The sequence below is a fragment of the Streptomyces sp. Root1310 genome (assembly GCF_001426425.1).
Classification (GTDB): Bacteria; Actinomycetota; Actinomycetes; order Streptomycetales; family Streptomycetaceae; genus Streptomyces.
Genome location: NZ_LMEQ01000031.1, coordinates 472,637 through 485,661, shown reverse-complemented (window position 1 = coordinate 485,661; position 13,025 = coordinate 472,637). Strand labels below are relative to the sequence as shown.

At 71.1% G+C, this 13,025-nt stretch carries 12 protein-coding genes; 5 read left to right on the top strand and 7 right to left on the bottom strand.

Features of this window, described 5'->3' with window-relative positions; all coding sequences use genetic code 11:
• The first annotated feature begins 21 nt into the window (after positions 1-21).
• Positions 22-432, top strand: coding sequence for a DUF742 domain-containing protein (locus ASD48_RS32850; protein WP_057605446.1), 411 nt, complete (start codon positions 22-24; stop codon positions 430-432).
• A 249-nt stretch (positions 433-681) separates the two neighbouring features.
• Positions 682-1,287 (top strand): ATP/GTP-binding protein, encoded by a 606-nt coding sequence (locus ASD48_RS32845; RefSeq protein ID WP_057605445.1) that lies wholly within the window; start codon positions 682-684, stop codon positions 1,285-1,287.
• Between the two features lie 20 nt (positions 1,288-1,307).
• Here the strand turns inward: ASD48_RS32845 and ASD48_RS32840 are convergent, their stop codons facing one another.
• A complete protein-coding gene (locus ASD48_RS32840; protein ID WP_057605444.1) occupies positions 1,308-1,736 on the bottom strand; it encodes a PPOX class F420-dependent oxidoreductase in 429 nt (142 codons plus the stop codon).
• A gap of 105 nt (positions 1,737-1,841) precedes the next feature.
• Between ASD48_RS32840 and ASD48_RS32835 the strand changes: the two genes are divergently transcribed.
• Positions 1,842-2,255: a roadblock/LC7 domain-containing protein gene (locus ASD48_RS32835; RefSeq protein WP_057605443.1), complete on the top strand. Its 414-nt coding sequence runs from the start codon at positions 1,842-1,844 to the stop codon at positions 2,253-2,255.
• A gap of 138 nt (positions 2,256-2,393) precedes the next feature.
• Positions 2,394-3,290 (top strand): DUF6397 family protein, encoded by an 897-nt coding sequence (locus tag ASD48_RS32830; protein WP_057605442.1) that lies wholly within the window; start codon positions 2,394-2,396, stop codon positions 3,288-3,290.
• 10 nt (positions 3,291-3,300) lie between these two features.
• Here the strand turns inward: ASD48_RS32830 and ASD48_RS32825 are convergent, their stop codons facing one another.
• Together ASD48_RS32825 and ASD48_RS32820 are read right to left on the bottom strand one after the other, a co-directional pair.
• Positions 3,301-4,167, bottom strand: coding sequence for an acyl-CoA thioesterase II (locus ASD48_RS32825; RefSeq protein ID WP_057605441.1), 867 nt, complete (start codon positions 4,165-4,167; stop codon positions 3,301-3,303).
• A 31-nt stretch (positions 4,168-4,198) separates the two neighbouring features.
• Positions 4,199-6,712, bottom strand: coding sequence for a DEAD/DEAH box helicase (locus ASD48_RS32820; protein WP_057605440.1), 2,514 nt, complete (start codon positions 6,710-6,712; stop codon positions 4,199-4,201).
• A gap of 145 nt (positions 6,713-6,857) precedes the next feature.
• Here ASD48_RS32820 and ASD48_RS32815 point away from each other — a divergent pair, with 145 nt between their 5' ends.
• Positions 6,858-7,652, top strand: a complete 795-nt coding sequence (locus ASD48_RS32815) for a metal-dependent hydrolase (protein ID WP_057605439.1) — start codon at positions 6,858-6,860, stop codon at positions 7,650-7,652.
• An 80-nt stretch (positions 7,653-7,732) separates the two neighbouring features.
• Here the strand turns inward: ASD48_RS32815 and ASD48_RS32810 are convergent, their stop codons facing one another.
• From ASD48_RS32810 to ASD48_RS32795, 4 genes are all read right to left on the bottom strand, one after another.
• A complete protein-coding gene (locus ASD48_RS32810; protein ID WP_057605438.1) occupies positions 7,733-7,990 on the bottom strand; it encodes a type B 50S ribosomal protein L31 in 258 nt (85 codons plus the stop codon).
• 138 nt (positions 7,991-8,128) lie between these two features.
• Entirely contained in the window at positions 8,129-8,599 is a 471-nt protein-coding gene (locus ASD48_RS32805; RefSeq protein WP_057605437.1) for a DUF5709 domain-containing protein, read from the bottom strand.
• A 516-nt stretch (positions 8,600-9,115) separates the two neighbouring features.
• On the bottom strand, positions 9,116-11,008 hold the full coding sequence (locus ASD48_RS32800; RefSeq protein ID WP_057605436.1) for an ABC transporter ATP-binding protein: 1,893 nt from the start codon (positions 11,006-11,008) through the stop codon (positions 9,116-9,118).
• Positions 11,005-12,855, bottom strand: a complete 1,851-nt coding sequence (locus ASD48_RS32795) for an ABC transporter ATP-binding protein (RefSeq protein ID WP_057605435.1) — start codon at positions 12,853-12,855, stop codon at positions 11,005-11,007. Before ASD48_RS32795 ends, ASD48_RS32800 begins: the two co-directional genes overlap by 4 nt.
• Positions 12,856-13,025: the final 170 nt, after the last annotated feature.

Here is a 13,025-nt window from a genome sequence, read left to right as displayed (position 1 = left end):
GCCAGAGAGCGACCCACGCAGATGACCGAGGACACGACCGCCACCCCGCGCGAGCTGGGCAGCCAGTGGTACGACAACGAGGCCGGACCGCTCGTCCGCCCGTACGCCATGACCGGCGGGCGCACCAAGCCGGGACCCACCGGAGTGCGCTTCGACCTGATCGCCCTGGTCACCCTGGATCCGGGTGCGCCGAGCACGGACGGCATGGCGCTCGGACCGGAACACCGCGCCCTCCTGGGTCTCTGCCGCACGGAGACCCAGTCCGTCGCCGAACTCTCGGCGGGCGCGGACCTTCCCGTGGGCGTGGTGCGGGTGCTCCTCGGAGACCTGCTGGAACTCGGCTGCGTCACCGTCAGCCGCCCGGTCCCGCCCGCGCAACTGCCCGACGAACGGATTCTGCGCGAGGTGATCGAGGGGTTGCGAGCGCTGTAGACGAACCTCCGGACGGACCCGGACGCGTACGGACCCACCGCACACCGACTCGTGCGCGTCTTCGGACACCGAACACACAAGAGGCGGTCACATCGGGCAGATAGCGGTCGAAGCCCTCGCAAAGGGGCCGCGGTTGTCATGATGCTGACTTCGCACTCCGGCGCCGAAGCCCCCCGCGACCGCCGCGGCGGGCCGCGGCGCCCCCGTACCGACCTCGACCGTTGCCGACACTCCCGAGAGAAGTGATCCATGGTCTCCGAACACTCCGACACCACGGGCGGCGACACGGCTCCCCTGGCGTTGAAGATACTGGTCGCCGGCGGATTCGGCGTCGGCAAGACCACCATGGTGGGCGCGGTCAGCGAGATCAAGCCGCTGCGCACCGAGGAACTGCTCAGCGCGGCCGGACAGTCGGTGGACGACACCGACGGCGTGGACCAGAAGGTCACGACGACCGTCGCCATGGACTTCGGCCGGATCACCATCCGTTCCGGCCTCTCCCTCTATCTGTTCGGCACCCCCGGCCAGGACCGCTTCTGGTTCCTGTGGGACGAGTTGTCGCAGGGAGCCCTGGGCGCGGTGGTCCTCGCCGACACCCGGCGTCTGGAGGACTGCTTCCCCGCGGTCGACTACTTCGAGCACCGGCACATCCCGTTCGTGGTGGCCGTCAACTGCTTCGTGGGCACGCGGACATACGGCGCCCAGGACGTCTCGCGCGCCCTCGACCTCGACAGCGGCACCCCCGTAGTCCTGTGCGACGCCCGGGACCGCGACTCGGGGAAGGAGGTGCTGATCCGGCTGGTCGAGTACGCCGGGCGGATGCACACCGCCCGGCTGCTCGACTCCGTGGGCTGACCCGGCCCACGTCGGCCCCGTCAGTCCGCGATGTCCCTCTGCGCCAGAACCTTGTCGATGGCGACACGGACGAGCAGTTCGCCCGGAACCCCGTTTCGGGCACCGAACTCCTCGGCGCGCTCCTCGCCCATGTACCGCGCGGCGATACGCGTCGCCCAGTGCCGGACCTCGTCGAGGTCCTCCGAGATGCGGGCCCGTCCCCTCAGCACCACGTAGTCGAAAGGCGGCCGGTCGTCGTCCATGCACAGGGCGACCCGGCCGTCCCGCGCCAGATTGCGCCCCTTCACCGTTTCCTTACCGGTGTTGAACACCACCTCGTCCCCGTCGAGCAGGAACCAGACCGGCGCCACATGCGGACTTCCGTCGGCGCGCACGGTGGACAGCTTCGCGGTGCGGGTCCCGTGCGTGACGAAGGCCCGCCATTCCTCATCGGTCATCTTCTGTGCCATGCCGCCATCCTCCTTGCTCCCGCGGCCGCTCCTGGGGAAGGCTGGCGGGCAGATTCTCCGGCGAGGCGGAGGGTCACACGGGGAACGTCACACGGGGAGTGGGACATGGCGCAGAACCAGGGGCTGGGCTGGCTGTTGGACGACCTGACGGAGCGCGTCGACCACGTACGCCACGCACTCGTTCTGTCCAACGACGGGCTGGTGGCGGGCGCGAGCGCGGGACTGCTCCGGGAGGACGCGGAGCACCTCGCCGCCGTCTCGTCGGGACTGCACAGCCTGGCGAAGGGATCGGGGCGTCACTTCAGCGCGGGCAAAGTCCGTCAGACGATGATCGAGTTCGACGACGCCGTGCTGTTCGTCACCGCCGCGGGCACCGGCAGTTGTCTGTGCGTGCTCAGCGGGGCGGAAGCCGACATGGGCCAGATCGCCTACGAGATGACCCTGCTCGTCAACCGGGTCGGAGAGCACCTCACCGTGGACGCCCGGCAGCCCGACCGTGCACCACTCGAAGACCTCTGACCTGCGTTTTCACCTTCCTCCGCGGAGTTGTCCACAGGCTCGCCCCGATGTCGGCGATCCCGGCTACGGTTTTTTCCGAGGCCACCGCCGACCGTGCGGGCCTGCTGCACTCCACTTCACTCCACGGGGGAGACGACCATGTCCGGCAACACCGTCACGCGACCGCATTCCGCTTCCTGCACGCCGAGCCGGGCAGCGCGGGAACTGGGTCTGAAGCGGAGCGAGTTCGACCTCGGCGTGCACCTCGGGCGCATCAGGACCATGCCCGACGAAGGCGGCGGAGGCCGCCGGGTGCCCTGGACGGAGATCGAACGTCTGCGCTCGGACCCTGGGTTCCCCGAGGCACTGCGCGCGAGCGTGCTGGCCGTGGGCACCGGCGAAGCCGCCGCCCTCATGGGCGTTGCCCCGGCCCGGTTCACCCGCCTCGCGAGGCTGGGGCTCGTGGTACCCGTCCGCTTCTACCTCAACCGCTATCGGGTCGTCGTCTGGCTCTATCTCGCCGACGAGATCAAGCAGTTCGCCGCCGACGGGACCAACGCCTTCCTGCTGACCGGTCGCACCCCCGATGTGCTGCGAAGCCAACTGGACGCGGGTGTCGACCTGCGGCCCCGGAACTGGCGGGGACGCCACCTGGGCTTCTTGCACCGACAGGCCGACGGCCCCTGGCAACGCGCCGGAGTCCTGGCCGGATTCCTCGACCCCCTCCAGGTCGCGGCGGTCGTCGAGGACCCCTACGAACGCTCCCACCTGAACAGGTTCCGGCCCCGGCCGCCCGCCCAGGGCACCCCCGGCACGCCGGCCGCGCACCGCGTGGAGAAGATCATGACAGCCGACGACCCCGACGAGATCGACTGGCTGAGGTACGACCTGGAACGGACCCTGGACGAGGCACGGGCCGAGCAGCCCGCGCCACGGCCCGCGTGGAAACCGGCCCCGACGCCCCCGGTCGGGCCGCCGGACCGGCCCGACCGGCCCGACGGGAGCGACCGGTCGACCCGCGGACTGCTGACCTGGCTACGCCGCCGAAGCGGGTGACGCGCCGGACCTACAGCGCCCTGAACAACCCCTCCTGGACGACGGACACCAGCAGGCGCCCCTCCAGGTCGTAGATCCGCCCGCGGGCCAGCCCGCGCCCGCCGGTCGCGATCGGCGACTCCTGGTCGTACAGGAACCACTCGTCCGCGCGGAACGGCCGGTGGAACCACATCGCGTGGTCCAGCGACGCCATGTCGAAGTTCCGCGGACCCCACAAGGGCTCGACGGGGAGACGGACGGCGTCCAGGAGAGTCATGTCACTGGCGTAGGTGAGCGCGCAGGTGTGGACCAGCGGATCGTCGCCCAGCGGCCCGACGGCGCGCATCCACACCGCGCTGCGCGGCTCCGCCTCCTTGACGTCGTCGACGCTCCAGCGCAACCGGTCCGCGTACCGGATGTCGAAGGGCTGACGGCGCGCCATCCGCTCCAGCTGCTCGGGCAGCTCGCCCAGATGCTTCCGGATCTCCTCGACGACCGTCGGCAGGGACTCCGGGTCCGGGACCTCGCGGGCCGGCGGCAGCTGGTGCTCGAAAGGACCTTCCTCAGGCTTGTGAAAGGAGGCGGTGAGATTGAAGATCGTGCGCCCCTGCTGCACGGCGGTGACCCGGCGGGTCGTGAAGGACCGCCCGTCCCGCACCCGTTCGACCTGGTACACGATCGGCACACCCGGCCTGCCCGGACGCAGGAAGTACGCGTGCAGCGAGTGCACGGGCCGGTCTCCCTCGGTGGTCCGGCCGGCCGCGACCAGCGCCTGGCCCGCCACCTGGCCACCGAAGACCCGTTGCAGGGACTCCTGCGGGCTGCGGCCGCGGAAGATGTTGACCTCGATCTGCTCGAGGTCGAGCAGATCCACGAGCCTCTCGGCCGGATTCGTCATCGGTGTGCTTCTCCTGTGCCCTCTTCGGTACTCACAACTGGCCGACGGCGGTGACCCGGACGACCGCGCGGCCCTCGGCGTCGGAGGCCGTGAGGTCGACCTCCGCGCTGATGCCCCAGTCGTGGTCGTCGTTCGGGTCGTCGAAGATCTGGCGGACCCGCCACAGGGCGTTCTGCGGCTCCTCCTGGATGACGAGCAGTTTGGGGCCCCGCGCGTCCGGGCCGGTGCTGAGGTCGTCGTACTCGTCCCAGTACTTGTCCATCGCCTCGCCCCAGGCGTCGGCGTCCCAACCGGACTCGCCGTCCAGCTCACCGAGTTCGGCGACGTGGTCGAGAGCGGCGAGCTCGACACGGCGGAACATCGCGTTGCGGACCAGGACCCGGAAGGCACGCGCGTTGGCCGTGACCGGCTTGACCTCGTCGGCCTTCTCCTGGGCCTCCTCGGCGGTCATCTCCGCCGGGTTGGCGAGCTGCTCCCACTCGTCCAGCAGGCTCGAGTCCACCTGGCGCACCATCTCGCCCAGCCACTCCACCAGATCCTGGAGATCCTCCGACTTGAGGTCGTCCGGGACGGTGTGGTCGAGGGCCTTGTAGGCGCCGGCCAGGTAACGCAGCACGATGCCCTCGGTGCGGGCCAGCTCGTAGTGGGACACCACCTCGGTGAACGACATCGCCCGCTCGTACATGTCACGGATGACGGACTTCGGCGACAACGGATGGTCGCCGACCCACGGGTGGCTCTTGCGGTAGGTGTCGTACGCGTGGAAGAGCAGCTCCTCCAGGGGCTTCGGGTACGTGATGTCCTGGAGGCGCTCCATCCGCTCCTCGTACTCGACGCCGTCCGCCTTCATCAAGGCCACCGCCTCACCGCGCGCCTTGTTCTGCTGAGCGGCCAGGATCTGACGCGGGTCGTCCAACGTGGACTCCACGACGGAGACCATGTCGAGGGCGTAGGAGGGCGACTCCGGGTCGAGGAGTTCGAACGCGGCCAGCGCGAAGGTGGACAGCGGCTGGTTCAGCGCGAAGTCCTGCTGGAGGTCCACGGTGAGGCGGACGATCCGGCCGGAGGCGTCCGGTTCGTCGAGCTTCTCGACGACCCCGCCGTCCAGCAGCGAGCGGTAGATCGCGATCGCGCGCCGGATGTGCCGAAGCTGCTGCTTGCGCGGCTCGTGGTTGTCCTCCAGCAGATGCCGCATGGCCTCGAAGGCGTTGCCGGGCCGGGCGATCACCGACAGGAGCATCGTGTGCGTGACCCGGAAGCGGGACGTCAGCGGCTCCGGCTCGGACTCGATGAGCTTGTCGAAGGTGTTCTCCGCCCAGCCCACGAATCCTTCGGGCGCCTTCTTGCGCACCACCTTGCGACGCTTCTTCGGGTCGTCACCGGCCTTGTTGAGGGCCTTCTCGTTCTCGATGACGTGCTCGGGGGCCTGCGCCACCACCAGACCCGCCGTGTCGAAGCCGGCCCGGCCGGCCCGGCCCGCGATCTGGTGGAACTCACGGGCCCGCAGGGTACGCACCCGGTTGCCGTCGTACTTGGTGAGCGCCGTGAACAGCACGGTCCGGATGGGCACGTTGACGCCCACCCCGAGGGTGTCGGTACCGCAGATCACCTTCAGCAGGCCGGCCTGGGCGAGCTTCTCCACCAGGCGCCGGTACTTGGGCAACATGCCGGCGTGGTGGACGCCGATGCCGTGCCGCACGTAGCGCGAGAGGTTCTGGCCGAACTTCGTGGTGAAGCGGAAGTTGCCGATCAGACCGGCGATCCGTTCCTTCTCCTCGCGCGAGCACATGTTGATGCTCATCAGCGCCTGCGCCCGCTCCACCGCCTGCGCCTGCGTGAAGTGCACGATGTAGACGGGCGCCTGCTTCGTGACCAGCAGGTCGCTGAGCGTCTCCGTCATCGGGGTGTACCGGTACTCGTAGGACAACGGCACCGGCCGCGTCGCCGAGCGGACCACCGACGTGGGGCGGCCGGTGCGCCGGGCGAGGTCCTGCTCGAAGAACGAGACGTCGCCGAGCGTGGCCGACATCAGCACGAACTGCGCCTGGGGCAGCTCCAGGATGGGAATCTGCCACGCCCAGCCGCGGTCGCCCTCCGCGTAGAAGTGGAACTCGTCCATGACGACCTGACCGACATCGGCGTTCTTGCCGTCGCGCAACGCGATCGAGGCGAGCACCTCGGCGGTGCAGCAGATGACCGGGGCGTCGGAGTTCACCGACGCGTCGCCGGTCAGCATGCCGACGTTCTCCGTGCCGAAGATCTTGCACAGCTCGAAGAACTTCTCCGACACCAGCGCCTTGATCGGAGCCGTGTAGAAGGTGACCTCGTCACGGGCGAGAGCCGCGAAGTGAGCAGCCGCCGCGATCATGCTCTTGCCGGAGCCGGTGGGCGTCGACACGATCACGTTCGCCCCGGAGACCACCTCGATCAGCGCCTCCTCCTGGTGGGGGTAGAGCGTCAGACCACGCTCCTGCGCCCAGGACTCGAAGGCTTCGTACAGGGCGTCGGGATCTGCGGTCGGAGGCAACTGATCGATGAGGGTCACGCCCCCATCTTGCCTGTCCTCGTCCCTGATGGGGGAATCGGATGCCTGCCCGAAGATCACGACCGCTACGCTGTGTCGCCGACGGAGCGTCAACGCACCCGGTCAACTGGACAGCGGCATTCGAGGAATAGGGCGGGCACCGGCCATGATGGGACCAGCACACTCACTGTCGGGCGCGGCCGCCTGGCTCGGCGTCGGTGCGGCCGCCGCCGCGGCCGGGCACACGATGCCCTGGCCGGTCCTGCTCGCGGGTGCGCTGATCTGCGCCGGAGCCGCGCTCGCCCCGGACCTCGACCACAAGGCGGCCACCATCTCGCGGGCCTTCGGACCCGTCTCGCGCTGGCTGTGCGAGATCGTCGACAAGCTCTCCTACGCCGTCTACAAGGGGACCAGGAAGCAGGGCGACCCGCGCCGCTCCGGAGGTCACCGGACCCTGACGCACACCTGGCTCTGGGCCGTCATGATCGGCGGAGGCGCCTCGGCGCTGGCGATCACCGGTGGCCGCTGGGCGGTCCTGGCGCTCCTCTTCGTACACATGGTGCTGGCGATCGAGGGGCTGCTGTGGCGGGCGGCCCGGGGATCCAGCAGCGATGTGCTGGTGTGGCTGCTGGCCGCCACCAGCGCCTGGATCCTCGCCGGTGTCCTGGACAAGCCCGGCAACGGCTCGGACTGGCTGTTCACGGACCCCGGCCAGCAGTACCTGTGGCTGGGACTGCCGATCGTTCTGGGCGCCCTGGTGCACGACATCGGCGACGCCCTGACCGTCTCGGGTTGCCCGGTCCTGTGGCCCATCCCGATCGGGCGCAAGCGCTGGTACCCGATCGGTCCGCCCAAGGTGATGCGGTTCCGGGCCGGCAGCTGGGTCGAGCTGAAGGTGCTGATGCCGGTGTTCATGCTGCTCGGGGGAGTGGGCGGCGCGGCCGCTCTCAACTACATCTGACGAGTGATCCGGCGGCAGCCGTCGTCGGTGGCGACGGCACCGGCTCAGGTCATCGCACCGGTTCAGGTCATCGCACCGGTTCAGGTCATCGCCCCGCCGTCGCCGTAGCGCCGCTCGAAGCGGGCGACCCGGCCCTCCGCGTCCACGGTGCGGGCCTTGCCGGTGTAGAAGGGGTGGCTCTCGGAGGAGATCTCCACGTCCACGACCGGGTACGTCTCCCCGTCGTCCCACTCGATGGTCTGATCGCTGCCGGCCGTGGACCGGGTCAGGAAGGCGTAACCGGCGGTCCGGTCGCGGAACACGACCGCGTGGTAGTCGGGCTGCTTGTCCTGCTGCATGAGGGCTCCTTGTGCGATGGCGACGGCGGCGATGGCGCTGCCGACGGAGACGGAGACTGCGGCGATGGCGACGGCGACGGGTCGGAAACGGCCGAGGCCGCCGTGCGCGGGTCAGCCGGGTCAGCCTCGTCGGCGGGGTCAGCCGGAGACGGCGTCCTCGTCGACGATGTGCATCGCGGCCTCCTCCGCGGAGGCCGCCGCGCCGTCGATGCCCACGTCCGTGGCGATCAGTGCGCTCTCCTCGTCCTCGTGGGCTCCCTCGTCCGGCGCCACGAGCCTTCCGGAGCGAGCGGAGCCGACCTCGTTGTCGAGGAGTTCCCCGTCGGTGCCGTCGCAATCGCCGAGACCGTCACCGTCCGGCGCGTCCGTCTCCGGGACCTCCTCCGCGAGCCGCCGGTCGAGGCTCTCGCCCTGCCGGCGCTCCGCGGCGGTCACACCGTCGTGTTCCACCGCCCAGGGGCGGTCCGGCGGGGACCACCCGCGGTCGAGGGGGTCCTGGACGCCGTCGTTCTCCAGCGTGTCCTCGGCATCGAGCAGTCCCGAGTCTTCCTGGATGTCGGACGCGTCGGGTTGGTAGACGTCGTCCCCCCATCCGTCGGCACTGTTCACGGGTACCTCCAGGGGGTGACGGCCCCGTACTCATCGCGGTCGGCGGCGGGGTGCCGCCGCACGGGGCACCGGTCGAGCGCGGTGTGTTCCGGAGGGATCCCGACTGCCTTCCGCGCGGGTGCCGCTTTCCAGCGTTCCACTCCGCTTCGGGACCGCGCAACGCCAGAGGGCGTACGAAGGCCGGGCAGGGCCGCTTCCACCCGGTCGCGAGGGCCGCGACCCGAGTCCGCCCCCGCCCCCGGGCACGCGGCTCGCACCCCCGGCGAGAGGGCAGCCGAGGGCACCGGCGGCGGCACCGGTCCAGGCATCGCCCGGGACGCTGCCACGGGCGGCGGCACGGGCTCTGGCACCGGGCCGGACACCGGCGTCGGCCCAGGCCCCCGCACCAAGCTGTGCATCGGCGTCGGCGCACGCACCGGATCAGTCAGCCGCGCCCGCCGGAACAACGGCGCGGACGCCGGTGGTCTCGCGCCTCGTGCGCGGGTCTGCCGGCCGTCCTCGCCGTCTCGCTCCTCCTCAGTCGTGCCACGAGCGCCAGAGGGCCGCGTACGCGCCGTCCGCCGCGACCAGCTCGGTGTGGCTGCCCAGCTCGCTGATACGGCCGTTCTCGACGACGGCGATGACGTCGGCGTCGTGGGCGGTGTGCAGACGGTGGGCGATGGCGACGACGGTGCGCCCGTCCAGGACGCGGGCCAGGGACCGTTCCAGGTGGCGGGCGGCACGCGGGTCGAGCAGCGAGGTCGCCTCGTCCAGGACCAGCGTGTGGGGGTCGGCCAGGACCAGCCGGGCCAGGGCGATCTGCTGGGCCTGCGCGGGGGTGAGCGCGACACCGCCGGAGCCGACCTCGGTGTCGAGGCCGTCGTCCAGGGCCCGGGCCCAGCCGTCCGCGTCGACCGCGCCCAGGGCCGCCCACAGCTCGGCCTCCTCGGCACTCTCGGCGCTCTTGGCGCTTGTCGTGTTCTCAGCGCCTTCCGCGGTCGTCGAAGCCGTGGCGGCTTCCCCGCCGGCCGTGGCGGCTTCCTCGCTCGGGTGGAGTCGCGCGTGAGGAAGGGCGAGCCGCAGGTTGTCGCGCAGCGAGCCCACGAAGACATGGTGCTCCTGGTTCACGAGCGCCACATGGGAGCGGACCCGTTCCGCGGTCATCCGGGACAGCTCGGCGCCGCCGAGAGTGATCCGGCCGTCGCGCGGCGCGTAGATCCCCGCGAGCAGCCGTCCCAGGGTGGACTTGCCCGCCCCCGAGGGTCCGACCAGGGCCAGCCGGGTGCCGGGGGAGACCTCCAGGGTCACCTTGCGCAGCACGTCGACGCCCTCCCGGTAGCCGAAATGGACCTGGTCGGCGTGCACGTCGCGCCCGTCCGGCACGAGCCCGGAGTCCCCGCCGTCCGGCTCGATGTCACGCACTCCGACGAGGCGGGCGAGCGACACCTGCGCCACCTGGAGCTCGTCGTACCAGCGCAGGATGAGGTTCACCGGGTCGACCAGCATCTGCGCCAGCAGCGCGCCCGTCGTCAGCTGGCCCACCCCGATCCAGCCCTGCAGCACGAACGCCCCGCCGAGCATGAGGACCGAGCCGAGCACGGTGACGTGCACCATGTTGATGACCGGGAAGAGCACGGACCGCAGCCACAGCGTGTACCGCTCCCAGGCGGTCCACTGCCGGATGCGCTGCTCCGAGAGCGCGATGCGGCGGTCGCCCAGCCGGTGGGCCTCCACGGTGCGGCCGGCGTCCACGGTCTCGGCGAGGGCGGCGGCCACGGACGCGTAGCCGGCGGCCTCCGAGCGGTAGCCGGCGGGCGCCCGCTTGAAGTACCAGCGGCACCCGGCCACCAGCAGCGGCACCGCGACCAGGACGGCCGGCGCCAGCGGCGGCGCGGTGACGACGAGCCCGCCGAGCAGCAGCAGCGCCCACATCACGCCGATCGTCAGCTGGGGCACGGCCTCGCGCATGGCGTTGGCCAGCCGGTCGATGTCCGTGGTGATGCGGGACAACAGGTCGCCGGTCCCGGCTCGCTCCAGCACACCCGGCGGCAGCCGCACCGAACGTACGAGGAAGTCCTCGCGCAGGTCGGCCAGCATCCGCTCGCCGAGCATCGCGCCGCGCAGCCGCACCTGCCGTACGAAGGCGGCCTGGACGACCAAGGCGAGTACGAACAGGGTGGCGACGAGCCCCAGGTGAAGTTCGCGGGCGCCGTCCGACAGCCGCTCCACCAGGTCACCGAGCAGCCAGGGACCCACCATCGAGGCGACCGTGGCGACCGTGTTCACGAGCAGGAGGAGAAGAAAGGCGCGGCGGTGCCGGCGCAGGAGTTCGGCCACGTAGGCGCGGACGGTCGCGGGGGCGCCGACGGGCAGCGTGTTCGCCGTCGTCGGTGCCGCCGGGTCGTACGCGGGCGGCGCCACGCCGATCATGCGGTCTCCTCGATCTCTTCGCGTTCGATCTCTTCGAGTCGCTTGTCTTCCAGGTCCTTCAACACCCCGCTCAGGGAGGGCTTTTCGTCCTTCAGGACCCCGCCCAGCGCGGCTTCCTCCTCGGTCTCCCTGGTCACGACGGCCCGGTACCGGGGCTCGGAGCGGAGCAGTTCGCGGTGCACGCCGACCGCGACGGCCTCGCCCTCGTGCACCAGCACGACCCGGTCGGCGCGGTCCAGCAGCAGGGGGGACGAGGTGAACACCACCGTCGTGCGCCCCGACCGCAGTTCGCGCAGCCCCTCGGCGATCCGTGCCTCGGTGTGCGAGTCGACCGCGGAGGTGGGTTCGTCCAGGACGAGGACCTCGGGGTCCGTGTACAGGGAGCGGGCCAGCGCGAGCCGTTGCCGCTGGCCGCCGGAGAGGGACCGGCCGCGCTCGGTGATACGGGCGTCCATCGGGTCGTCGGCGTCCAGCGAACCCTGCACCAGTGCGTCGAGGACGTCCCCGCACTGGGCGGCGGCCAGCGCCGCACCCGCGTCGACCGCACCCGAGGCGGGCACGTCGAGCAGGTCGCGCAGGGAACCGGACAGCAGCACCGGGTCCTTGTCCTGGACGAGGACCGAGGTGCGCGCGGAGTCCAGCGGCAGCTCGTTCAGCGGGACCCCGCCGAGCAGCACGGAAGGGCTGTCCTCCGGGGGATGCCCGCCCAGCCGCTCCGCCAGCCGTCCGGCCGCGTCCGGGTCGCCGCACACCACCGCGGTGAGCCGGTCGGTCGGGGCGAGCAGCCCGGTGGCGGGGTCGTACAGGTCGCCCGAGGGAGCGTGGGCCGCGCGCGAGCCGCCGATGTCGGTGACCCGTTCCAGGGACAGCACCCGGGCGGCGCGTTTGGCCGACGGGCGCGAGAAGGAGTAGGCCATCGCGATCTCCTCGAAGTGCCTGAGGGGATAGGCGAGAACCATGACGGAGCTGTAGACCGTGACCAGTTCGCCGACGGTGATGCGGCCCTCGCGGGCCAGGTGGACGCCGTAGCAGACGACCGTGATCAGCAGCAGGCCGGGCAGCAGCACCTGGATGGCGCTGATCAACGACCACATGCGGGCGCTGCGCACGGCCGCGTGCCGGACCTCCTGCGAGGCGCTGCGGTACCGGTCGAGGAACAGTTCCTCGCCGCCGATCCCGCGCAGCACCCGCAGGCCGGCGACCGTGTCGGAGGCGAGTTCGGTGGCGCGTCCGGCCTTCTCGCGCTGTACGTCGGCCCGTCGGGTCGCCGGGGGCAGCAGGGGCAGTACCGCGAGCGCGAGAACGGGCAGACCCACGGCGACCACCAGGCCGAGCGCCGGCTGGTAGACGACCAGGCCGACGCAGACCAGCAGGACAGTGAGAGCCGCGGCGGTGAAGCGGGACACGGCCTCCACCAGCCAGCCGATCTTCTCGACGTCGCCCGTGGAGACGGCCACGACCTCACCGGCCGCGACCCGGCGGGTCAGCGCGGAGCCGAGCTGCGAGGCCTTGCGGGCGAGCAGTTGCTGCACCCGGGCGGCGGCGGTGATCCAGTTGGTGACGGCGGCGCGGTGCAGGAAGGTGTCCCCGATCGCGGTGGCGGCACCGCACAGGGCCATCACGCACCCGGTGAGGGCGAGCCGGGTACCGGAACGGTCCACGACGGCCTCGATGGCGAACCCGACGCAGAACGGCTGCGCCGAGACGGCGACGAAGTGCAGCAGCCCCCAGGCCAGGGACTTGAGCTGGCCGCCCAGCTGATTGCGGCCGAGCCACCACAGGAAGCGGGGTCCCGAGCGTGCGTCCGGCACACCCGGGTCGGGGTACGGAAGGTCTTGGATCTGCATGACGTCCCAGTGGCTCGAGTCAGGGGAGGGGGGAGAGGGCGGGGGGAGGGGGGAAGGAGAGGGGGAGACAGAGCGGGGGAGGTGCGGACGGACGAGCGGGAAGGTCCGCGGGGAGCGGCAACAAACCGTGCAAGGTTCGCGTCGCGGCGTGGTCAAAATCAACCGGTTTT